General features: G+C 48.8%; 20 protein-coding genes. All 20 read left to right on the top strand.

The features are described from left to right. Positions 1–5 precede the first annotated feature (5 nt). The 20 genes from DWZ47_RS26195 (at position 6) to DWZ47_RS26095 (ending at position 22,257) form a co-directional block, all read left to right on the top strand. Positions 6–500, top strand: a complete 495-nt coding sequence (locus DWZ47_RS26195) for an SMI1/KNR4 family protein (RefSeq protein ID WP_028728885.1) — start codon at positions 6–8, stop codon at positions 498–500. A 76-nt stretch (positions 501–576) separates the two neighbouring features. After that, positions 577–1,035, top strand: a complete 459-nt coding sequence (locus DWZ47_RS26190; protein WP_004328532.1) for a hypothetical protein — start codon at positions 577–579, stop codon at positions 1,033–1,035. A 102-nt stretch (positions 1,036–1,137) separates the two neighbouring features. Further along, entirely contained in the window at positions 1,138–1,344 is a 207-nt protein-coding gene (locus DWZ47_RS26185) for a hypothetical protein (protein ID WP_222620284.1), read from the top strand. Positions 1,345–1,405: 61 nt separating this feature from the next. Further along, entirely contained in the window at positions 1,406–2,044 is a 639-nt protein-coding gene (locus DWZ47_RS26180; RefSeq protein ID WP_117515211.1) for a hypothetical protein, read from the top strand. Between the two features lie 37 nt (positions 2,045–2,081). Next, complete coding sequence (locus DWZ47_RS26175) at positions 2,082–2,672, top strand: DUF4948 family protein (RefSeq protein ID WP_117515209.1); 591 nt, start codon at positions 2,082–2,084, stop codon at positions 2,670–2,672. 23 nt (positions 2,673–2,695) lie between these two features. Beyond that, the gene (locus tag DWZ47_RS26170; RefSeq protein WP_081032677.1) at positions 2,696–3,007 is read left to right on the top strand and encodes a hypothetical protein; all 312 of its coding nucleotides are present in this window, start codon (positions 2,696–2,698) and stop codon (positions 3,005–3,007) included. A gap of 239 nt (positions 3,008–3,246) precedes the next feature. Next, positions 3,247–3,690, top strand: a complete 444-nt coding sequence (locus DWZ47_RS26160) for a hypothetical protein (RefSeq protein ID WP_233525114.1) — start codon at positions 3,247–3,249, stop codon at positions 3,688–3,690. Next, positions 3,687–4,514 carry a hypothetical protein gene (locus DWZ47_RS26155; RefSeq protein WP_009316582.1) on the top strand — a complete coding sequence of 276 codons (828 nt, stop codon included), beginning with the start codon at positions 3,687–3,689 and terminating at the stop codon, positions 4,512–4,514. Before DWZ47_RS26160 ends, DWZ47_RS26155 begins: the two co-directional genes overlap by 4 nt. A gap of 134 nt (positions 4,515–4,648) precedes the next feature. Beyond that, positions 4,649–5,242 carry a DUF2625 family protein gene (locus DWZ47_RS26150; protein WP_009316581.1) on the top strand — a complete coding sequence of 198 codons (594 nt, stop codon included), beginning with the start codon at positions 4,649–4,651 and terminating at the stop codon, positions 5,240–5,242. Between the two features lie 270 nt (positions 5,243–5,512). Continuing rightward, the gene (locus DWZ47_RS26145) at positions 5,513–11,128 is read left to right on the top strand and encodes a DUF4253 domain-containing protein (protein WP_117515205.1); all 5,616 of its coding nucleotides are present in this window, start codon (positions 5,513–5,515) and stop codon (positions 11,126–11,128) included. 31 nt (positions 11,129–11,159) lie between these two features. After that, a complete protein-coding gene (locus DWZ47_RS26140; RefSeq protein WP_009316579.1) occupies positions 11,160–12,035 on the top strand; it encodes a DUF4261 domain-containing protein in 876 nt (291 codons plus the stop codon). 29 nt (positions 12,036–12,064) lie between these two features. Then, a complete protein-coding gene (locus DWZ47_RS26135) occupies positions 12,065–13,396 on the top strand; it encodes an SWIM zinc finger domain-containing protein (RefSeq protein ID WP_004328519.1) in 1,332 nt (443 codons plus the stop codon). Then, positions 13,383–14,858, top strand: a complete 1,476-nt coding sequence (locus tag DWZ47_RS26130) for a DUF5691 domain-containing protein (protein WP_117515203.1) — start codon at positions 13,383–13,385, stop codon at positions 14,856–14,858. Before DWZ47_RS26135 ends, DWZ47_RS26130 begins: the two co-directional genes overlap by 14 nt. A gap of 14 nt (positions 14,859–14,872) precedes the next feature. Beyond that, positions 14,873–15,952 (top strand): ATP-binding protein, encoded by a 1,080-nt coding sequence (locus DWZ47_RS26125; RefSeq protein WP_004328517.1) that lies wholly within the window; start codon positions 14,873–14,875, stop codon positions 15,950–15,952. 28 nt (positions 15,953–15,980) lie between these two features. Then, the gene (locus DWZ47_RS26120) at positions 15,981–18,203 is read left to right on the top strand and encodes a DUF5682 family protein (RefSeq protein ID WP_004328516.1); all 2,223 of its coding nucleotides are present in this window, start codon (positions 15,981–15,983) and stop codon (positions 18,201–18,203) included. A gap of 14 nt (positions 18,204–18,217) precedes the next feature. Next, positions 18,218–19,348, top strand: coding sequence for a vWA domain-containing protein (locus tag DWZ47_RS26115; RefSeq protein WP_004328515.1), 1,131 nt, complete (start codon positions 18,218–18,220; stop codon positions 19,346–19,348). Positions 19,349–19,354: 6 nt separating this feature from the next. Further along, positions 19,355–19,780: a tetratricopeptide repeat protein gene (locus DWZ47_RS26110; protein ID WP_117515201.1), complete on the top strand. Its 426-nt coding sequence runs from the start codon at positions 19,355–19,357 to the stop codon at positions 19,778–19,780. A gap of 21 nt (positions 19,781–19,801) precedes the next feature. After that, a complete protein-coding gene (locus DWZ47_RS26105) occupies positions 19,802–20,425 on the top strand; it encodes a hypothetical protein (protein WP_117515199.1) in 624 nt (207 codons plus the stop codon). 152 nt (positions 20,426–20,577) lie between these two features. Next, complete coding sequence (locus tag DWZ47_RS26100; protein ID WP_004328512.1) at positions 20,578–21,318, top strand: toxin-antitoxin system YwqK family antitoxin; 741 nt, start codon at positions 20,578–20,580, stop codon at positions 21,316–21,318. Between the two features lie 6 nt (positions 21,319–21,324). Beyond that, complete coding sequence (locus DWZ47_RS26095) at positions 21,325–22,257, top strand: hypothetical protein (protein WP_117515197.1); 933 nt, start codon at positions 21,325–21,327, stop codon at positions 22,255–22,257. Positions 22,258–22,902: the final 645 nt, after the last annotated feature.

Here is a 22,902-nt window from a genome sequence, read left to right as displayed (position 1 = left end):
AAAATATGATTGAAGCACTGAAAAATATAGGATTCGTCGTTACAGAACGATTGGAAAGAAAAGAATTAAGCTCTGATTTACAAAATCGGTATTCCGAACTTCCTGCGGACTATCAGGAGTTTTTACAACGGTTTCAGACAATCACGAATGAAAGTGATAATGTATGGTTTAATTCCATAGAGGACTTTAACGGAGAAAGCGATAGCGGATTCCGTTGGAATGAATTTGAGCTGATGGGACTTGAGGCGTTGGCAGATGATAAGGAATCCTGCGATATGATTCGCCTGTTTTGGGATAGCCATATTCCTATTCTTATGTCAGTAAAAGACGGATACCAATATTTGTGCATAGATTTATCTCCGGAAAATTACGGTAAAATCTATTATGGAGTTGAACCTGAATTTGAAGATTCGGCAGAATTTGTTTGCGATAGCTTCAATCATTTATTGGAAATGTTGTCTTCCAATAAAAAGAATGATATACTGACAAATTTCAAATAGGTTTATAACAAGCAGATAAATCTCTCTAAAAGATTGATTGTCCGCCAAACATTATCCGCATATACGATAAACCATAATGAAGATAGCTAAAATAAAAGTTGGACAACTGATTGCATGGGTAATATACTTACTTATGTTTGCTCTTGTCTTGATGGAGCCCAACCAATTAATGAGCATAACTGAAGTTAATGATGGTCCGGGAGCCGCGGTGGACGGATTGATGGCGTTGATTGGTTTTGTAGTAATCTGCGTATTATTCATATTTCTTGACCTTTTCTTCCACTTGTTTCTGCGTCATAATAAATTCAGATTGTCTGCCATTATACTATTGCTATTCAATGGTGTATATAAAACATACGAGTATTATTTCATCTATTTAGGATATGAAGGCAAGTATTTAACCGAAAATACGTATGAAAGTGTTCCTACGGCAGGTGACTTAGTGCTTTTTGTTGAGATAAATGGTATAATAGTATTGTATCTGGTTATGATGATACTGTTCAGTAGGTTTTTGGGATATTGGAGTCGAAAATAAGATATGAACATTAAACAAGAAATATAAAAATGACGGCAAAATTGAGGGGATATAAAGGCTTAATAATAGTTTTATTATCCGCAATAAACAAAGGAAATAGATATGGAAAGTAAAATCGAAAAAGCTAAACAAGTATTTAGGAAAATGCTTGTTGACGAGTACGGTATAAAATCAGCTGACCAGTTTTTCTCTACCGAAGGCGAGGCAATGGCTGAAATATACGAGAGTATGAAAATTGAACAAGAAAATTTCAATTTTACAGACGATGAATTGAATAGTCTTTTAGATTCAATTTTTGATGAAATGTAAATGCGGATAACGGTCAGCTATCCGTCGGATATTATACCGAATCAAGTAAAAAAAAATAAGAATGTGTTGGTCTGTCAAACAAACGAAAATAACGGTTCTGCTTCTGCTGTTTTGCAGTGTGCTTTGCACCCATGCGCAAGTGTGTAACCGGTGTGTGGAAATGCCTGATAGCGGCTTCATTTCTTACAGATTGGAAGGAGAACCGGCACACCGTCTGTTTCTGCAAGAAGACACGCTGCGCGTAAAGGTCAAGGGGATGGGGTTATTTCCGCCTTACACGCTGTTTTATGTGATTGCACAAGACGGTTGTTTGCGACGTATCGGCATGCCAAACGCCGAACAGACAGCTACCAAAGGCATAGACATAGATTTGCCAATATCCGCTTCGCTGGATGGGAAATACCTGAAGCGTATTTCAGACAGTGAGATACGTATATCCGGGGATAATCGCCCATATTTCAGCGCACAAACAGTGAAAGGCATATTAAACGGAATGGATTTGTTGTGGATCTATGACGGTACGATGGTAAGAGATTCCGCAGTGTTTGGGAAGTTGAATAAAATAATCAAGGACAATGTGGAAAATGTACAGATTAAGATACTGTACGGCAAACAGGCGTACTGCCAATATGGTATAGCCGGAATCAACGGGGCTATAATTATTGAAACTAAGGTCGCCAGTAGAGGGCAGAACCATTGAAGACTATTTATCCGTCAGACATAAGATAAATAAGAAAATGAGAATACCTATCATAATCCTGCTTTTAGCAAGCCTGTTTGCTGCAAGTTGCGGAGATCCACCCATGCCGCCATCGGACGAGGAAATGATACGCCACTTCGCCACGCACGAGGCGGCGTTCCGCAAGGTGTACGAAATCATGTCAGAGAGTTCAGAAGGTAGTTTTCACTACCCGCCGTTTTCTCCTGACGGGATCATTATACTTGATTCAATGGAGCAAAGTGATACATCCTATGAATCAAATGACGAACAAGACCTCCCGGTATATGGGCTGTTAAAGCCAGACCGAATCCTACTCGACTCCCTGTTATCAGAGATTGGATGCGGTTTTATCCTTGTTGATCGCAGGGAATGGGAAACGGCAGATTCGGTATATGTGAGCCTTTTTATGCCGTACTACTCCCACGGTATCGTAGATGCAGGAACGTCCAAGAGTTTCGTTTACGATCCCGGATTGAGAAGCCGTCGGAATATCCGTATCACCGAACATGGCGACCTGAACGAGATCTACCGCAGGACGTACAACGACACCACGCTTTACAAGCCCATCAAGGAAGGTTGGTACATCGAGCTAGACCATTCACGATAACCTGAAATGATGAACAAAACAATATGAAATCAAGATTGGTATTAAGGATATTGTGGGGACTATGCTGTCTGCTATTGCTGTGGATGGTTGTCAGTGATTCTATACAATTCTCAAAGCATCCGGAACTTTACCCGATAGGTTGTGAAGGATTAGGTTGGAGCTATGAATCTTCCGAAAACTATATCTTTACAAGCCGGGTGGCGATTGGTTGGAGTGCCATCGGCTTTGTCGCATCTGCCTGCTATCGTTTCAAGTATAGCGGAAAAATACTGTTGGTACATTTTGTACTGACACTACTTCGATGTTGTTGGAATTGTATAGTCATTTATGGATAGGGGTTTGCTTTATTGTCCCTAACTAACGATTAAACGCCGGGAAACTTTCGGGCGAGACAGCTCCACCGACCTTAGGGAGAACGTCCAAACAAGCATCCCCAAAAAATGCTTTTGAGCATACCATAGAAAAAAGGAAGACCGAATGTTCTGAAGTTTCTTCCTTATGATATATATTTGTAATTGAGCGAAATGAAAAGATTGCCATAAACAGCGATTGGCTGCCGAACATTATGTTTAGAATGAAGAAACAGGAATATAAAGAGCAAGAACGACATTATTATTTCTTCGACTATCTGTTTTGGTTGGGAGAAATAACATGGGAGCATTATCACAAGGTCAGTTTCAAACAATCCCGTGGGAGTGATATGCTGTGGGCCTGTATCACGTTTTTTATATTCATGCCGGTTCTGACCATAGGCGGTCATTTTCTGGATGACTTGGCATTCGAGGTGTTTGGAGCCGTTCTTCTAATCGTGTTCTCCGTTTCTGTCTTCATGACAGACCGTCTGTTCGGCAAAATATACCCGCCTTCCCGGCGGAAAGCGGTCATGCAGCATTATGCGGGACGCAAGTTCAGTCCCTTCCGGCGCAACCTGTTCTTTTTCCCTCTCTATTTGCTTCTTATTCCCGCAATGGTTTTATTAGGAACTGCTCTGAAATGGATAACTGAAATACTCAAATGACAAATAGAAGAAACATATTCAGCCGTTTTTTCCGCCTGTTGGTGATGCTGCATAAAATTTCCTACGCGCATTTCACGGAATGGAACAATAAAAGGAAGCGAAAGGCATTTGCTGCCGGAATATACTTCCTGAGCATCCTCCCGGAATTCGTCCTGTTGGCCGGCACATTTCTGGCGGCAAGGGGACAAGACGGGTATGTACATCTGGTAAACGTGCCACAAAAGGTTGTTTTCTACGGTCTGGCGAGTCTGGCGGTGCTGCTGTCAGCCATCCCTCTGGGATTTTTTGACGACAAGAAGATATGCAAGGAAGTCCGGCAGGAACTCCGTGAACGTCCCCGTTACTGGAAACGAGCAATAGCAGTCTATTGGGCAGTTATCGTGGCTATGGTGGTGGCGGCGAATATTGTGTTTCCCACTTTTTCGGACAAGACAATGCCGCCGGAGAATGAGCGGACTGAAGTACCGCAAAGGTGGAGGGATTACCTTTCACTACGTTTTGCCATAGTAGCCCGTCAGGAAACGCCCAATGAAGTCTTGCAGCGTCTGATCGACCAAGACGGGCGCACGACACGCTACGGGAAACCAGTCTATGCCATGCAAGTAAGAAAGGAGGACATGGCTGGAGAGTTCCGTGTAGGGTTGCTGAGCCATGCCACATTCGAGGAAATCAGAGACGGCAGACGAAAATTTGTAGAATGTACATGGGTTAAGGGATATACGCCTGACAGCATTAGGATATTGCTGACCGTTTGGTACGAAATGAAGAAAGTAGAGCTTTGTCCGGTGGACTCTTTGGAATGGACGGAGGATATGGAGTTTTAAGATTTACAGAAACATGAAAAAAGTAATAACGGCCTCCGGCAAATGCTATGGGTATAACGTTCAAGATAAATGTGCAATTTATTTTGAATGAGTATGATGAAAAGTAGAATTTTAAGCAGAAAAAAATAAAGACTATGAACGATGAAATGTTTCAGAGAATACTTGATGAAATAAAAAGTTCGTCAAAAACGATAAATGTGCTGCCTCTGGATGAAGCAGCAAGGCAGGCAATGAAAGAGAAGTACCGGATCAAGAGCGGTAGCCTGATGGCTGCAATCCTTGAAAACACAGGTGGTATAGTCATTGACAACTGGATAAGGCTGTACGGTTCGGGAGAACTAAACTTTGTCACTAGAAACAGTCTGTTCCCGTTCAACGAGATAGTGATCGGCGAAGACATACTGGGAGGATTGTTCATCTGTCTTGACGACGGCAATATCGGCTATTTTGCCCCCGACTGTCTGGAGATGGAAGATATGGAGATAAAATTTGGACAATTCGTCTATTGGTGTCTGCATGGCGATACGGATAAGTTCTATACCGATTACAGATGGGACGGCTGGCAGAACGATGCTTCGAAACTGAAGAGCAGTGAGGGCGTAGCTTTTTATCCTTTCCTTTGGGCTGAGGCGGAAAGTCTGGAGAGCAGAGTCCGAAAAGTCGTTCCGATGGATGAAATCCTGAGACTTCAGTTTGCCTTTCTGGGCCAGAATGACAAGAATGAGTGAATTCATTGCTATCCTCTGACACAAAGCTGCAAATGCGCTTAAATTCCTCATGATTTTCATGGGAGGGGGATTTTTTGTGTTACGGAAGAACTTGTACCCCAATGTAGTGAACTGACAAAATGTTGCTAAACTATGATTAAAAGCATGGATTTCCATGTGGAAGGCGTATTGTATTACAATAGTGCCAAATTTCTGTTATTATTAACAAATTAAATGTGACCAGTTGGAATAAAATCGGTATCTTGCATTTATAAACAAAATAATGAAATTATGGGACTTGGATTCACCATTCACACTAAAATCAAGGATATTGAAAAGTTTCAACAGACTGTAGAAAGTCAGGCTGTTGAGTCCGGTTATAATGCAGAGCACGATGAATCATCTTCGACGGTAAGTTTTTGCAGGCTGGGCGACTTGTTCCTAAATTATCAACATGAGGGAGAAGGAAATACAGACAACGTCATTTCCGTAAACGGAGACTGCCAGACCAACATGCTTGGTCCCGGCTTCCACAAGGCAGCAATAGAGTTCATCGACAGACTTCAACAGGCGACCCGTACCCGGTTTGAGGTTGAAGACGAGACGGACTATTACACGGAAAGGGACTTTGAGGCCATGAAGAAGAAACATTTTCACAAGTGGCTGGCCAAACTGTTTGAAATCATCCAGGAGCAGAAGGACAAAGGCAGCACGTCTTTGTTATTCTGTTGGGATATCAATAAATATTACCCTCAATCAGACAACGGCATTGTCATTTCACCTTTGGGTTCTTTCTGTCTTTCAGAGGTCGTTAGGCGTATCCGGGAAGAAGGAATCGAATCTTTTGCCGATGATTTCTTCATCTGGAACAATTCGGAACGTGATGCACGTTTTCATAGAGGCATGGCCCTGAATGCCATGTGGGAGGACTGCTATTTCATGCCGTCAGAAAGAAGTGAAGAAGATGCCCGTATCAACGGGTACATCATAAGCGAGCTGGAAACGACAGCATCACTTGACCCGTCTCTTCCTTTCCCCAAAAAGGAATACGAGGAACTTTGCAGACTCCATGGTTGTGTTCCTGTCCCGACTGACGGGATACCGCCCTACGAAACGGAATTTGCCATCGGCTACCGGCGCGGAATTGTCAACCATAAGGTCGGGAAGATCAGGTTCAGCCTACCGGGCAGCTATCTCGAAGATACGGATGAAGGCACCCTCGTCTATTATGATGCGGCTGCAGACAACTGGCACACGGTTAGATGCACCGGATACTCTACCGATGGTGAGCCGGATTTCCTTGATGTGGAAGAGGAAATGATTGAAGAAAGGGAATTTGACGGCGGAAAATACCGCCTCTATGACATGGGTATCGACCAAGATTCAGAGGATGAAGAACCTTATCCCGTTTACAGCTGTCATGCACTGTGTCCCAACCAGTACACCCTCTTCACGTTGTGTGCCTCCCGGTTAGAGGACCTGAAAAAACTTTCAAGTGAATTCCTCCCGACTTTGGTTGCAGACCAGCCTATAGAACCGGAAAAAAAGCAAATCATATATACCGGAGAGAACATGAATGACGAATTGATGGAGCAGATAGACGAATGGCACAAGGCCGAAAAGCATCAGGAAATCATCGATGCACTGGAACAGATTCCGGAAGCCGAACGGGATTTTGAAACGACCGGCTTTCTTGCAAGGGCGTACAACAATATTGAGGAATATGCCAAAGCCGCGGAACTGCTCGAATCCGTCAGGGAGGAAGGCGCTGAAGATGAACGGTGGAATTTCAGAATGGGATATGCCCAGTATTTTCTGAACAATTATCGGGAGGCCCTGGATTATTTCAGCAAGGCAAGGGAACTTAATCCGGAAGATGAATACACCCTGAGTATCATCCGTCAGTGCAATATGCACTTGCCGTTAACCAGACGAGTGAAAGAATTCTGGAACTGGTTTGTAGAAAACGAAGAAAAGCTGTCTGGCATGATGAATCCGAAATCCATGGAGGAAGCTGATGCCTTCATGGAGTTTATCAGTAAAGGAACCAATCTGATATCGGAAGACATGCACTTCAATATCGGAGGTGACCATGAGTTCACGTTCTCGGTCGAAGGATGGCCGGATCTCTTCATCATCTATCCTTACATCATATCCTGTATGCCGGAGTGTCTGAAAGGCAAATGGAAGTTCTTCCCCTTCAACCCGGGCAAGGTCGGGTCTTTCGCATACCGTGTACACGATACCGATGTCGATATGGGCAAGATCATGGTAAAAGCATCCTATGACGAAAAAAGAGAAAACTTCAACATCAGGTATTACGACAAAAATCTTTGTGCCTTACCGGAAGAAAATAGTGACGGAAACTTTCATGTCATTTTGGAACTTGTACTGGGAGAAGGTGTCTCATTCAAATATGTCAATGGTATAGAAAGAGCGTCAGGCATTGAGGAAGGCATGATTGCCTTGTCCGGGTTGAGACAGCACATAGAGGAAACCGTGAAATCCCACGGCCATGAATTCTTCGAGAATCCGAAGGACGTTTATACGGGATATCAACTGACCCCGAAGGAAAGTGATGAACTGCGCTTCGATGTGATAGTAGGATCTACCTGTCTGAGCTCCATCGTAGCTGACTATTATCATGGTTCAACCGAGATATTTGACCATGCCAACGGTTTCGGTGCACAAGCTCTTTACATAGTCTTCCAGAATGGTGCTGGCGAAGATAATATATTGAACTTCCGTCATGATCTTGAAGACAGGATAACAGAAGAGATTCTTGAACCGGGCAATCTCGGTGTGATAACAGGGGGTGCAACCGGAACGGAATACAGCTATATCGACCTGTTTGTCTATAACCAGCAAGTATTTATCTCAACTTTGCTTCCTTTGCTTGATGAGTATCCTGAGTATTCTTTCTACCTTTCCGAATTCTGTAGGCAGGGTCAGTTATGTAGACTTTCAGACAGCGAACCATGGAAAGGAGAAAGTCCTGATGGCATTTCGTACAGTCCGGGAGATGATACATTCTTCAGTCAGATAGAAGAGTGGAATGAGAAGGACGAATACACGAAGTCTATCAGGGCTTTGGAGGCAATACCTGAAGAGCAACAAGACTACAGGATAAAAATGTTGCTTGTAAGTGCATATGAGAATTATGCCATTATCGGTGACAATGATGAAGGAACAGAACGCTGGAAAGGAGACAGAGTTCTACTAAAGGCAATAAGACTTATGGAGACCGTGCGTGACGAAGGTGAGAAAAATGCGAACTGGAACATGCGTATGGCATACGCATACCAATATCTTATGAGACAAGAAGAAAAAGCGATAGAATATGCCAAACGCTGGGCGGAACTTGATCCGGAGGACAGCAGTGCCAAGGAAGTCATCGAAGAGTGTATGGAGGAGATTTCGAAGCGGGAGAACAGTTCAAACGTGAAGGAATCCGATACAGTGGAGCCATGCGCCACAAGCAACACGCATATTGAAACAAGAGAGACTGAAAATATCGAACTAAGGGATAAGAATATGGACAACAGACAGAAAGAAGCAGCTCTGGCTGCAATGATAGCCTGGCTCTCGCACTCGCAGGAGTTGGGACATAAGCCAGCGGAGATCGAGTGTACGGGAACATTCGTACTGCACGATATGACCTACTACATTTTCAAATACAAGGATACCAAGGACAGTGAATGGCTGCTGGGCGTGAATGGTGGATACGAAGGAGACAGCTTGTCAGACTGCGGCCATACCTTCAGTGAGATGGAACCCTATGACGAAAAGACGGCTGTCAAGGATGCTACGGCCCTTGTCGAGATGGTGCGTTCCTACTGGATGGAACAGGCAAAGCAGGCCGAGGAACGTGAGAAAAAGGCCGGCACATTCGTGGGATTCGCCTTGCTCTCCGACAACAGCTGGGACAAGGAAAAATACATCAGAGATCTGAAAGAACAGTGGGACATCACCGCTGAAGAGAAATCTGACGAGGAACGGAACCCCGAGTCACTGGTCTTCGACGTGGGTGACATGATGGCGGCGGTAAGCCTGATGCCTGCCCCCGTACCTAATGGCGAAGCCGAAGAATGCGCGAAGAACAATTACATGTGGTCGGAGGCCGAAAAAACAGCCAAAGAGCATAAGGCCCACATCATGGTTGCCGTTATCGGCAAAGAGGAGTCCCTGATCGAAAGAGGTAAACTGTACGTGAAGCTGTTGTCTGTCTGCTGCCACCAGAAGAATATAACCGGTATCTATACCAGCGGTGTCGTTTTCCAGCCCCGTTTCTATGAAGGCTTTTCCGGAATGATGAAGGAGGATTCGCTGCCTATATACAACTGGATATGGTTCGGGCTTTACCGTACCGAAAAGGGAATCAGCGGCTACACCTATGGAATGGAGTGTTTCGGCAAGGACGAAATGGAGGTCCTTGACGTGGATGCCGACCCGTCAAAGGTGAGAGACTTCCTGGCCAGCATGGCAGGATATGTTCTGGAATACGATGCAGTTCTCAACGACGGAGAAACCATAGGCTTCTCTGCTGTCGATAAACATAGGATAACACGTGGACAGGGTGTTGCCCTTCCGGACAAAGTGACTCTGAAAATCTCATACGGCAGCGAAGACGATGCCGATGGCGGTCCCGATTTCCCGGATGACACGGATGAAGTGATGGACGATGCGGAAGGCCATCTGGAGAAGTTCAAAGAGAAGGATCTGCCGTTAGATACAATTACGGCCTACAATCATCTGGCAATATATCTACGCTGGTGCATGGTAAATGACCTTATGAGGGATGATTTTCTTGAACAGTTCGGAGACCTTGTGTCCCGGATCAAAAGCGGCTCGGCCGATGATGACCTGAGGGTGTTCATAAAGGACAACCTGAACGGGCAGCTTACAAGATTCCTGTTCAATAAACAGGGCCGTGCATTTGCCGACTACTATTATGGCAGTTACTATGGCGCCAACGAAACTCCATTTTATCCCGGAGACATTGACAACCACGCCCTGGATTATTTCGGTCCGGAAAGGTATCATTCCGATGAGTTCAAAGAGGAAGCATACCTGTTTGTCCCGTATGACGAGGATTATTACCAGGCAATGTCACAACGCATAGACAGACGCTTCGCCAACTGGCAGGGGCTGCATATAGACAAAGATACCGTTGAGCCAGACGAACTGGCCCGTGCCTTCATGGATTATCTTGATTGTGAATGCACCTATTTCCCATCCATGAGTGACGATGACCCTATCATGTCAGCCTATACCTATGCCCAACGGCTCGGCGTGCGGGAAGGCTTCATCCCCGTTCTGGTCAATGTCGATGAAGGTTTGTGGGAAAACATAATCGGGAACTCGGATCCTGACAGCGAAAGCTCGGATGATTACACATTCAACCGGGAAAAAGTCAATGAATTCCGCAGAAGGCTGCTTGAGGCTCCTGTCATGGACGGGAAATCCATCCTTGACAAGCTGACCGGGCAGGACAACGATGATATTGATGAAGAGCCTGAAGGCGGATTCGACAACAACCGTTATTCGAGCTACTGGAATACCGATACGAACATGACGCATCCGCTGATCCTTGCCCGTATTCCGGTCACGGAGCCGTGGAAAATATTCGCGTACCTGCCATTCGGCAACTGGAACGACTGTCCTGCAAACCCCGAACTGATGGCCATCTCAAAGTATTGGTACGAGGAATACGGTGCTGTTCCGGGAACCTTTACCAGCGACCAGCTGGAGTATGAACTTCCAGCTCCCGTTCCGGAAGACAGAGCAATGGAAGCCGCAATACAGCAATATGCTTTCTGTCCGGATATGGACCAGAGCTGTGACGGCATAGGCAGTCTTGCCGACACGTTGCGTCAATCCAGAATATGGTATTTCTGGTGGGATTAACCGATTCTTTCACATTCAAAAGCATTTCAATATGAATCAAGTATTTCAACAAGACCTAAATACAAAGGAACTGCAGCCCGGAGGACCTTTACTTATAAACCTTCTGTTCAAGGAACCGGTTGAATTGCCGGATACGCAGAGGGTGGCTGATGTATGCCGGAAGCATTTCGGCAATGTAGAATGCCGCGAAGGTGATGACAAGTCTGTCTTCATCACAGCTTTGGACCACATGGTGGAGTTTGAGGACGGGAAAGCACCCGTGCAGTTCCTGATGACTTCGTGCATGGACTTTGACGGAAAGACCGTGGACGACTTCACCCGGAGCCAGATGTGGGACTGCCAGGAAAGCCGTGACCGTATCCTTGAGGAATGCCGGTACAGTATGCTCGCTACGGACTTCCTTGCCCGCGGCCTGTCTTCTCTGGAACGTGCCAATCTGGAAATGGACTACCTTGAAGCGCTCGCCGAACTGTTCCCGTCCTGCGAAGCGTTCTTCTTCAGCGGCAGCGGGAAACTGTTCGAGGCGGAGGAAATCCGCGGCAATCAGATAGAAGGTCCTGACCGGTTCATCCGCTATGCCGTAAACGTCCGTTTCTTCACGATTCAGGGTTCCGACGACATGCTGGTCGATACACTCGGGATGAACACGCTGTTCCTGCCTGACCTGCAGTACCACTTCCGCGGACTTGATCCGAACTGGATAGTGAACCATGCCTACAACGTGGCTTCCTATCTGCTTACAAGCGGCAACGAAATAGATTCGGGAGAAACCATCGATGGAATCAAAGACGGTGATATGGACCGCAGCATCCAGTGGAAATGCCAATACGAAGACGCGCTGATACAGCCCAAGCGTCCCGTACTTGACATCAACACGGGAGAATATGCAGCCGGGAACAGGGAATGATTTACCAATGACCAATTAACTTGTTGCGTATGCCATTGAACTTGACAGAAGAACAGATATTGCAGCTCGCTCCCGACGACTCATCTGTAAAGGCCGGCAAAGGACTTGCGACCTTGAGCAAATGGGTACTGAAGGAATGCAGCGGACGTGCCGTCTGGGGTCATTGCCAGGGAAGCGGAAAGAATCCCTACCAGACGGTGATAGACTTGAATGACATTGCGTTCAAGTGTTCCTGCCCGAGCCGCAAATTCCCGTGCAAGCATGGGCTTGGCCTGCTGTTGCTGTACGCCCGCCAGCCTGACCAGTTCACGCAGGCGGAAGAGCCGGAATGGGTGACGGCGTGGCTTGCCAAAAGAACGGAGAAGGCCGAAAAGAAGGAGCAGAAAGCCAAAAGCGAAACCCCTGTGGATGAAGCGGCTCAGGCCAAGAGGCAGGAGAAGCGGCACCAGAAGGTACTGGGAGGCATATCCGACCTTGAGGTATGGATGAAGGACCTGGTGCGCAACGGATTCCTGAATGTTCCGGAACGTGCCTATACCCTGTTTGACAACATGGCCCGGAGGATGGTGGATGCCCAGGCACCGGGACTTGCGGGGAGACTGAGAGCCATGGAGGCTATAGACTTCGACTCGGAAAGCTGGAAATCCGACCTGACGGAAAGCATGGGCAGGCTGTACCTGCTCATGCAGAGCTACAGAAACATGGACGGCCTTCCCGAAGAATGGAAGGACGAGATACGCACGCAGATCGGATATCCCCAGTCCAAGGACAACGTCCTTGCCGGAGAGCCGGTGGCGGACAGCTGGCTCGTGCTTCACAAGCAGTCCCGTAAAGTCAACGATATCAATACCGACATCTACTGGTTTTACGGAAAGGAAAGCAGACTTTTCGCCAGATACCTGAGTTTTGCCGTTGCCGGTACCTTTTCCACCGAGAACTGGATTCCGGGCAGTGCCTATAAAGGGGCGCTATGCTTTTACAACGGCACGGGTACATGCCGGCGTGCATTGTTCCGGGAGTCCGTACTCGCGGAAGAAAACTTTGTGCCGGCGTGCAGCCCTAACCTGAAGCAGGCTGCCGCGGTGTACCGCACGGCCATGCTGACGAATCCGTTTTTCGAGGACGTCCCCCTGCTTGTGGATGACGTGAGGGTTGCCCGTAACGGGAAAGACTACACGCTGCTGGACAACGCGGGCAATGCCGTCCGTGTGGCGATGCCCGAGGAAACCTTCATCGACATCCTCGCCATTACCGGCGGCAATCCGTTCGCCTCGCTGGTCATTGTAAACGGGGATATATGGGAACTGAAATCCATTTGGTACAACAAAGAATATCATACTTGGAGAGATGAACGTAACTGAACCTATCATACAGGCTGCACTGCTTGGAACAGCCAACCGTGAATTCGTTCCCGGAGCCTTTCCCGAGTCCCTTCAGACTCTGGTTGACGGGATCCACGGGAAAGCCAAAGACACGGAATCGTTCCTGTACATGACAGCCGCATCCGCCTTCGCCTACAGGCGTGCCGGATGGGAACCGGCCGGAGCGGAAGGCATTGTCCCCGTGAAAACAGCCCCGGAAGAGGAACTGCCGTATTTCGACAAGGACCGGAGTCAACTCTTTTCCAGACTCCACGGTACACGCTATATGCTAGCCTACGCCTACCGTCTGACGCAGGGGTCGGGAAAAATCATTTCGCCCGAATACCTCCAGCCGCTTATCCGGCGTGCCTATGACCGCAACAATCCGTTGCGGTTTGAAGAACGCAGGCTGCTGAAAAATCTCGTCGGGAACAGAGGCTTATGGCTGATCAGGCAGATGGGCCTTGTCGGAGAGGAATGCGGGATCACCGATTCTTGGGATACGGCCACCCACGGCGAGCGTAAGGAGATGCTTGCCAGATTCAGGCAGCAGGATTCTGCCGCAGCCCTTGAACTGCTGCGGAAAGACTGGAAGAGCGAACCGGCCAACCAGCGCAACGAGCTGCTTGAATGTCTCCGGATAAACATCAGCAAGGCCGACGAGCTCTTCATACAGGAAGTGCTGGAGTCGGACCGCAGCTCCATTGTCAAGGAAACGGCACGGAAACTTCTGTGCATGATTCCCGATTCAGCCATGGTGATGCGCTGCTGCGAACTCCTGCGTGGACATATCAGACACAACATGCTTACCGGATGGTCATACGACGAGATCGGATACACCCCGGAGATGAAGGCCATGGGGCTGTCCGAGGTAAGCTCCAACAAGAAAGAGGGCGATTCCGAATTCATCCTGAGGCAGCTCGCCGAACGGGTGCCTTTGAGTTTCTGGTGCGAGGTATATGGCTGCGGTAAGGAAGAGGCCGCGAGAAAATTCGCCAAGCATCCCCCTTTCAGGAAGTTCCTGGAGCTGGAGGACCCGATACTCAACTTCTCGGACGGGCTGTGGGCTTTCCACACCCTGAAGGAAGACCCTTCCTATCTGCGCAAGCCGGAACTCGTGGCGATGCTCACTCCCTCCCAGCGGGAGGAAATCAGCTGGCCGGAAACGGTCCGGGATTTCGGATTCATACCCGACTCATGGTACGGCAACGACTACGAGGCATGGGGCCCGAAATTCTCTTCCAGCGTCATGTCTTGGATTCTGAAAAAGGATTACCTGTACTATGCCGCAGACATGGCGGAACGGCTTGCCATGCATATCCCGTCACATCTAAGGAACCTGATCAAGGCCAAGGCCGCCTCTTCGGCGGAGGCTTCGCCGTCCATGAACGAGTTCTGCTCGAAGATGCTGGAATTCATGGATCTTAAATCTGAAATAGACACTTTGTTAAATGAAAAATAAATATTGATATTCATATGAGCACTTTACTGAGACAACATGCCGAGCAACAGTTTGCAGAGGAACTTCATGAACTGAAAAAGAACGAGACCAACCCGATTCCCGAAAACTGGGAGATGTCACCCCAATCCGTGGTCACCTACCTCATGGGAGGGATACTGAAGAACGGTTTTGAGGTTTCACCGAAATACATAGGCAACCGCCGCCTGATGGAGATTGCCGTGGCCACCCTTGTCACCGACCGGGCGCTGCTTCTGTACGGTCTTCCCGGTACGGCCAAGAGCTGGGTCAGCGAGCACATGGCGGCAGCCATATCAGGCGATTCGACGCTGATAGTACAGGGTACCGCCGGAACGGGAGAAGAGGCCATCCGCTATGGCTGGAACTATGCCCGTCTTCTCGCCGAGGGGCCGAGTGAGGGTGCCCTGGTACAGACCCCGGTGATGAAGGCGATGCAGGAAGGCAAGATCGGCCGCATTGAGGAGCTTACCCGTATCGGTTCTGACGTGCAGGATACGCTCATCACCATCCTTTCGGAGAAGACCCTGCCCATCCCCGAGCTGAACAAGGAGGTGCAGGCCATCCGCGGATTCAACATCATAGCCACGGCCAACAATAGGGATAAAGGTGTGAATGACCTTTCAAGCGCACTGAAACGCCGTTTCAACACGGTCATCCTCCCGTTGCCCGACACGCTTGAGGAAGAAGTTGACATTGTCCGCCGCCGCGTGGAGAGCTTCGAGAAAGTGATGCAGCTGCCGGCAGAGAAACCTGCCCTTGATGAAATCCGTCGTGTCGTCACCATTTTCCGTGAGCTGCGTCAGGGAGCCACCGGCGACGGCAAGACGAAGCTCAAGAGCCCGAGCGGCACACTGAGTACGGCAGAAGCCATATCCGTGGTGAACAACGGCCTTGCCATGGCCGGCTATTTCGGTGACGGCCAGATCCATGCGGAGGACCTCGTTTCAGGCATCCTCGGTGCCGTGGTGAAAGACCCTGTACAGGACAAAGTGGTATGGCAGGAATACATGGAGACAGTGGTCAAGAACCGTGAGGGCTGGAAAGACATCTACAGGGCTTCAAGAGATATGATTTGATTGACGTATTTTGCATGAGACAAGTAATATGACAGACATTCATCTATTGGGAATACGTCATCACGGGCCGGGCTCCTGCCGGAACATCCTGCAGGAACTTGAGCGTATCCGTCCCGACCTCATACTGCTTGAGGGACCGGCGGAGGCCGAGGCTCTCATGCCGTTCGTCTCCTACGGGCAGATGAAGCCTCCGGTAGCCCTGCTCGGCTATCAACCCGATGTGCCGCAGAATGCCGTATTCTATCCGTTTGCCGACTTCTCGCCGGAATGGCAGGCTTTGCGCTATGCTCTCCGGGAGAATGTCACCTTACGCTTCTTCGATCTCCCGCTTGCCCATTCCCTTGCCTTCGAAGCGGAAAGGAAGGATGGCAACGAGCCTGTAGAAGCGGATGATGAAGCTATTAAACAGCCGGGTGATCCGTTTGACCTGCTGGCAGAAGCTGCCGGCTATACTGACGGTGAATCGTGGTGGAACATGAACATAGAACAGCGCAGAGACGGCAGCGGCATCTTCGAGGCCGTCAAGGAAGCTGTGACCGCGCTCAGGGAAGCCCTCCCGGAACATACCTCCCGCAGGAACCTTGTCCGTGAAGCGTGGATGCGTCGCATGATACGAGCGGCCCAGAAGGAACCTTTCGGGTGCATAGCCGTAATCTGCGGGGCATGGCATGTCCCGGCACTGGAGAATATGCCGAAGGTGAAGGATGACAACGAGCTGCTGAAAGGGCTCCCGAAGGTAAAGGCGGAATGCACGTGGATTCCGTGGACGTATGACAGGCTCACCTTCCGCAGCGGTTACGGGGCCGGCATAGACTCTCCGGGATGGTATCATTACCTGTGGCATCATCCGGAAGATGACGGCACCTGGTGGGTCAGCCGTATAGCGGCCCTTCTGAGGAAGAAGGACATGGACATCTCGGTGGCCCACGTAATCGAGACAGTCCGTCTGGCGCAGACGACAGCTGCGTTGCGTGGATTGCCCGCCCCGACGCTTGAGGAATACAACGAGGCGGTGACCACCGTAATGGGCTTCGGGGACGATATGCTGCTGCAGCTCGTCAGGGAATCGCTCATCGTGGGCAACTGTCTGGGCAAAGTGCCGGAAGCGGTACCCAAAGTCCCTCTCCTGATTGACGTGGAACGGCAGCAGAAACGCTTGCGTGTTCCTTTCACGGCGGAAATAAAGGAGATGACACTTGACCTGCGCAAGGAGACCGACCTGGAACGCAGCCTGTTCTTCCACCGCCTGGCCCTGCTTGACATAGACTGGGCCAAGCCGGAAACCGCAGGCGGCAAGGGTACTTTCAAGGAAAAATGGAGTCTTTACCATAGACCGGAACAGATTGTCTGCATCATAGAACGGGCAGTCTGGGGCAATACCGTGGAGGAAGCCGTGCAGAAGTACGTCTCCGACCGCATGACCGGAATCACCAGAATCCCCGAACTGACGGGACTTCTTGACCGGGTCATTCCGGCCAACCTTCCGGAGCTTGTGGAAGCGATGACCATCCGTCTTGACCGTCTGTCGGCGGCATCCACAGACATTGTGGAGATGATGGAAGCGGTTCCCGACCTGGTGAACATCGTCCGTTACGGCGATGTCCGCAATCTGGATTTCAGCAAGGTGGGCAACATGCTCCGGGCCATGGTGGCACGTATCCTTGCAGGAGGTCTGCTCGTCTGCATCAACATCGACGAGGAGGCAGCCGGAGAACTTCTTGAACACCTGTCGGCTACCAACTATGCCGTATCCACGCTTGATGACGAAGAGCTGAACGGCATGTGGTATGGGTTCGTGCAGCAGATCCGCAATTCATCAGGAGCGCATCCGCTGCTCTCCGGGTACGCGGCACGCATACTCTACGACAAGGGCAGGATATCGCGTGAAGAGATGCGTGACACCTTGAGCTTCTATTCATCGGTGGGCAACGCACCTTCCGACATCGCATACTGGTTTGAGGGATTCCTGCGTGCATCAGGTTCGGTACTGCTGCTGGACGACAACCTGTGGCAGCTCGTGAACGGCTGGCTCTGCGGTTTGAGCGACGCAAATTTCATAGAACTGCTGCCGGTGATCAGACGTACATTCAGCAATTTCACTACAGCCGAGCGCCGCAAACTCGGCGAGAAGGCCAAAGGATTCGAATTGAACGGAACCGATACCGGAATCGCCTCCGGGGAACATTCCTGCAATGACGGGGATGCATCCAAAGTAATACCCCTGCTCGGCAGACTTCTGGGAATCGGATAAAAAAGGAACAGAACATGGAAACAGAATATTTGAAAAGATGGCGTATGGCTCTCGGCGGGAATGCCGCTGACGGGACGGGTGTAACGCTGACGGTGGAAGAACAGCGCCTTGACAGTTCGCTGGAAGCCGTCTATGACAGTGACCGCCGCGGCGGACTCGGGTCGTCGGCCCCAAAGGTAAGCCGCTGGCTTGGCGATATCCGGGAGTTTTTCCCACAGACCGTCGTGCAGGTCATCCAGAGGGATGCCATCAAGCGTCTGCATATCGATTCGCTGCTTACCGAGAAGGAGATGCTGGCAACAGTTGTCCCTGACGTACATCTGGTAGCTACACTGATGTCACTCGGCAGGGCCATTCCCGAAAAGAACAAGGACATGGCCCGTCAGGTTGTACGCAAGGTCGTGGATGACCTGCTGCGGAAGCTCTCTTCCCCGACCCAGCAGGCCGTCACCGGTGCTTTGAACCGTTCGGCGAGAAGGCGCAATCCCCGTTACAACGAGATAGACTGGAAGACGACCATCATAAAGAACCTGAAGAACTACCAGCCCCAGTACAAGACCGTCATTCCGGAAGTCAGGATAGGCTACGGCAGAAAATGCAAGGCTCTGAAGGACATCATTCTCTGTCTCGACCAGAGCGGTTCGATGGGAACCTCTGTCGTATATTCCGGCATCTTCGGTTCGGTACTGGCCTCCCTGCCGTCCGTCAATACGCGTATGGTGGTGTTCGACACTTCGGTCGTTGACCTTACCGATGACCTGCAGGACCCGGTTGACCTGTTGTTCGGTGTCCAGCTCGGCGGAGGAACCGACATAGCCAGGGCCCTGACTTACTGTCAGGGTGTGATCACACGGCCGCAGGACACTGTGCTGGTACTGGTGACCGACCTCTATGAAGGCGGTGACGAGAAGGAGATGCGCAAGCGTTTCGCCTCCATTGTGGCCAGCGGTGTGCAGCTGATTGTGCTTCCGGCCCTGAACGATGACGGGGCGCCCTGCTACGACAAGCGTAATGCCGAGTATCTTGCCGGTCTGGGTGTTCCCACATTTGCCTGTACGCCTGACAAATTCCCCGACCTGATGGCTGCGGCATTGAGCAAGCAGGATATCGGGATGTGGGCATCAAAGAATATCAAAGAAAAATAGAGGAATATGGAACTTTCAGATGAACTGTACGACAGAATCGAAGAACTGTCAGAAACGGGAAATGAGGCGATGGAAAGCGAAGATTACGCGAAAGCCATCTCCTGTTTCCAAGAGGCACTGGACATCCTTCCTGAACCGAAGGAAGACTGGGAAGCATATCTCTGGCTCGCCGGCTCAATCGGTGACGCCCATTTCATGATGGGGAACTACGGCAAGTCGCTGGAGTTTTTCCGCAAATGCTACAATATCGGAGAGACAGACAATCCTTTCATCCTGCTGCGCCTTGGCGAGAACTATCTGGAAATGGAGGATGAAACCAATGCAACTGAATTTCTTCTCCGCGCCTATATGCTCGAAGGGGAAAAGATTTTCAAGGAAGACTGGAAATATTTCCAATGGCTGTCCGGGCATGTGAATCTCAAACAAAAATAATAACAAAATTATACGGCACTCATGAAAAAGGAAATAACAGACAGAATCAGGCTACTGGGCGGCAACGTAGCAAACCTGAAAGGGAATTCACTGAAAGAGGATCTCTGTGCCATTACATTCGATACGGCCTTGTTCCTTAAACCGGTGGACACGCCCTGGCTGGCTGCCGAAGATACAGAGCCGATTGAAGGTTTGGGCGATTGGGTGGATGAGCATATGGAGTTGTTCAATTCTGACAGGGAGGCGTTCTATAAGGAAATGACAGATACGTTCTTTACCTTGGATGAAGAACCTCGCCGCCAACTGTTTTGGGTTGCCAGACCATTTACGCCATTCCAAAAAGGGACATCGGATTTTGAAGAATGGAATGGTTGGTTTACGGATAATGCAGAGCTGGGTGAAATCATCAAGTATTCAAATTGTGCCACTCCGGATTTTGTAGAGCTGCTTTATACGGACGGTTATCCCAATTACTATCTCATCTGCCTGTCAGATAACGACCCTGAGAATCCTGTCATCTGGAGTACGGATCATGAGGAATTTTTCACGGAAGTAACCAATGAGGGACGACTGAATGATTTTCTCGACAGGTTCATGACTAAGGAGGAATTCCTGAAATTGGTGAAAAGTAAACTTGAAGAGTGAATATAATAGTTGGATTAATGCTTTATTTTATAGCAAAGCTATAAGAATGGAGAAATTTCTTCAAAATAAATATAATAAGCGGTTTGCCCCCCCCCTGAAAATCAGTTTGCCACAGAACATTATCAACCTCGAAAAATAAAAATATACGACATATGAATAGAATGTTGATACTATACATTTTTTTGTTGCTTTGCGGCACGGTTTCCGCACAACAAACAGTAGAATGGAATGATTTGCAGCCCCTGACGGATGATGCACACCGCACAGTATATTATAAAAAAGACAGTAAACGGCCGTTGCAGGGAAAATATCGCATTATACGAGGGCTTGACGAAGAACACGTGAAACTTTCAGACGGCATGATAAACGGTGACTATCATCGCTACCGTGACGGGGTATTGCGTGAGTCGGGCATATATGTCAAGGGCAAGCGTAACGGTACATTCACGGAATACTACCAAGACGGCGTTACTCCTCGAAAGGAAACACCCATACTACAAGGCAAGATAGACGGAACTGTAAAGACCTATTTCCGTAACGGAAAAATAGAGATAGAAAAGGAGTACAAACAGAGTGTGGAGAACGGGCGGGAACGTCGCTTTGCCAACAAGACGGGTAAGCAGATTTTTGAATCTCATTATATCGACGGGAAAAAAGATGGCGAGGAATGGGAAATCTTCGAGGACGGCCGCGCAATACGCAGCAAGACTACATGCCACTACCGTAATGGAAAACTCGACGGTTCGTATCGTGTGGAATCAACATGGGAGGGTAAACCCTATATAACCATTGAGGGACAATACACCGACGGTGAGAAATCAGGGCAATGGATACAGCATAACTATCAAGATAATACCCAAACCTGCACATGGCATGGTGAAGGTGGGGCTTAAACTTAGATGAAAACCGTCATCATAACACTACTTTTGACGGCTGCATCGGTCATGAGTTGCAAGCCGCCTATGCCTCCGACAGACAATGAGTCCGCCTGCACATCTTCATGCAAACAAGACCAACGGACAGCGGATGTTATTGGCGAAGCGGATATAATAACGGGGATTGCTTCCGATGATTTTCCCTCCCTTTTCATACAAGGCAATCATTTCCAGTTCCAACGCAAGAATGGATTATATGCTCCTTTGGGTATTGGGTTCATGGAGGTCATAGCCGAGCAGAACCCCGTCATACCATTATACCGGACAGCAACGTGCAAGGAGCCGGAAGATAGCATTGCACTGCATCAGTATCCGTTTGACAAGGATATTGCCGAGCGGAAAAGGAAGGATGACAATCCGCAGGAATGGCAGGACGGACAGAATAACGCTTCATGCAAAGATGGCAGATATTACTATCGTTACTCTTCGGAATCAGATACGTTAATGCCCTTGGCATGGAGATCCGGAAGCAACATACATGAATACTTAGAAGAGACGGCAAGTCTGACCTACACTTTTCCCATGCTCCGTTTTAGAGTGTTGGGCTTAATGGCGGGAAGGGCTGAAATTGTACTGAACGAGGAAAGCGGAAAAACGGCATGGATCAACTGTTCATCTGGGCAGATTATGATGCATGGAAACAGGATGCAACGCAACCGCAGCCTCATGCGGATAAATGGTATTCCAGCGAAAAGAACGCATGACTTTGACACCTACTATATCTCTTGGGAAGACTATCTTCGCATGGTGACGGTAGTCTGCTTCAAGGACAATACAGAAGTCCGAAAACCGTTTGAGGTACAAGGCGATACAATAAAGAGTGAACAAGGCTGGAAATTATGGAAACAAGGAGAAGAGCTACTGATAAAAGATATTATAGAATACTACCTTGAATAATGTCGGCTGCCGGACAAACGCCGGGGAACTCTTTCGGGCGGGACGGGGCGCGGGAAGTTTCGGCGAACAGCCGAAGCCCCGTGTGTCAAAGTGCAAGCGCAAGATAGTGAAAACCCTTTCACCCACGTTAGGGATTGCAGGGGAAAAGCCACAGCATAGCGAGGACTTGTAGCGGAAAGCCCGACCCGAAGGGGGAACGCCCAAACAACCACCCGAACAAACTGCTTTTTGGCAAGGATTGCATTTATGGAAAAATACGAAGTAGATTATAGTGAGTCATCCTATTTTGTTTTTTAATACAAACAATGCGATTTCGCCCAATAGCAAAGTCAAAAAGCTACCTATCCAAAGATAATAACCTGTTGACAAATGAAAAACTCCAAGAGTGCTTTCAATGCCCCGTTCCGGGTCTACGAATATCGGATTATTTGACGTGACGACCTGAATGTCCCCCGGATGAATGTTCGGGGGATTTTTTTTCTTTTGGGCGTTCCCGTGGGACGGTCGGGCTTTACGTTTCAAGTCCTCGCCTAAAGGCTGTGGGCTTTACTCTGCAATCCCTAACGCATGGCTGAAAACTCCTCTTGCCGGTGGTGTTCTTCTTCATACAGCCTCATGCGTTCTTGTAATGCTTCTTTTAAATTG

Source organism: Bacteroides sp. AF32-8BH (genome assembly GCF_003435205.1).
Lineage (GTDB): Bacteria > Bacteroidota > Bacteroidia > Bacteroidales > Bacteroidaceae > Bacteroides > Bacteroides ovatus.
This window is presented reverse-complemented; position numbering and strand designations above follow the sequence as displayed.

What these genes read in the sequence shown, in the direction of transcription:
- DWZ47_RS26195 (WP_028728885.1), top strand. Translation starts at nt 6, where the DNA reads ATGATTGAAGCACTGAAAAATATAGGATTCGTCGTTACAGAACGATTG.
- DWZ47_RS26110 (WP_117515201.1), top strand. Translation starts at nt 19,355, where the DNA reads ATGGAACTTTCAGATGAACTGTACGACAGAATCGAAGAACTGTCAGAA.
- DWZ47_RS26135 (WP_004328519.1), top strand. Translation starts at nt 12,065, where the DNA reads ATGCCATTGAACTTGACAGAAGAACAGATATTGCAGCTCGCTCCCGAC.
- DWZ47_RS26125 (WP_004328517.1), top strand. Translation starts at nt 14,873, where the DNA reads ATGAGCACTTTACTGAGACAACATGCCGAGCAACAGTTTGCAGAGGAA.
- DWZ47_RS26115 (WP_004328515.1), top strand. Translation starts at nt 18,218, where the DNA reads ATGGAAACAGAATATTTGAAAAGATGGCGTATGGCTCTCGGCGGGAAT.
- DWZ47_RS26150 (WP_009316581.1), top strand. Translation starts at nt 4,649, where the DNA reads ATGAACGATGAAATGTTTCAGAGAATACTTGATGAAATAAAAAGTTCG.
- DWZ47_RS26155 (WP_009316582.1), top strand. Translation starts at nt 3,687, where the DNA reads ATGACAAATAGAAGAAACATATTCAGCCGTTTTTTCCGCCTGTTGGTG.
- DWZ47_RS26140 (WP_009316579.1), top strand. Translation starts at nt 11,160, where the DNA reads ATGAATCAAGTATTTCAACAAGACCTAAATACAAAGGAACTGCAGCCC.
- DWZ47_RS26170 (WP_081032677.1), top strand. Translation starts at nt 2,696, where the DNA reads ATGAAATCAAGATTGGTATTAAGGATATTGTGGGGACTATGCTGTCTG.
- DWZ47_RS26180 (WP_117515211.1), top strand. Translation starts at nt 1,406, where the DNA reads ATGTGTTGGTCTGTCAAACAAACGAAAATAACGGTTCTGCTTCTGCTG.
- DWZ47_RS26120 (WP_004328516.1), top strand. Translation starts at nt 15,981, where the DNA reads ATGACAGACATTCATCTATTGGGAATACGTCATCACGGGCCGGGCTCC.
- DWZ47_RS26185 (WP_222620284.1), top strand. Translation starts at nt 1,138, where the DNA reads ATGGAAAGTAAAATCGAAAAAGCTAAACAAGTATTTAGGAAAATGCTT.
- DWZ47_RS26130 (WP_117515203.1), top strand. Translation starts at nt 13,383, where the DNA reads ATGAACGTAACTGAACCTATCATACAGGCTGCACTGCTTGGAACAGCC.
- DWZ47_RS26190 (WP_004328532.1), top strand. Translation starts at nt 577, where the DNA reads ATGAAGATAGCTAAAATAAAAGTTGGACAACTGATTGCATGGGTAATA.
- DWZ47_RS26160 (WP_233525114.1), top strand. Translation starts at nt 3,247, where the DNA reads ATGAAGAAACAGGAATATAAAGAGCAAGAACGACATTATTATTTCTTC.
- DWZ47_RS26105 (WP_117515199.1), top strand. Translation starts at nt 19,802, where the DNA reads ATGAAAAAGGAAATAACAGACAGAATCAGGCTACTGGGCGGCAACGTA.
- DWZ47_RS26095 (WP_117515197.1), top strand. Translation starts at nt 21,325, where the DNA reads ATGAAAACCGTCATCATAACACTACTTTTGACGGCTGCATCGGTCATG.
- DWZ47_RS26175 (WP_117515209.1), top strand. Translation starts at nt 2,082, where the DNA reads ATGAGAATACCTATCATAATCCTGCTTTTAGCAAGCCTGTTTGCTGCA.
- DWZ47_RS26100 (WP_004328512.1), top strand. Translation starts at nt 20,578, where the DNA reads ATGAATAGAATGTTGATACTATACATTTTTTTGTTGCTTTGCGGCACG.
- DWZ47_RS26145 (WP_117515205.1), top strand. Translation starts at nt 5,513, where the DNA reads ATGGGACTTGGATTCACCATTCACACTAAAATCAAGGATATTGAAAAG.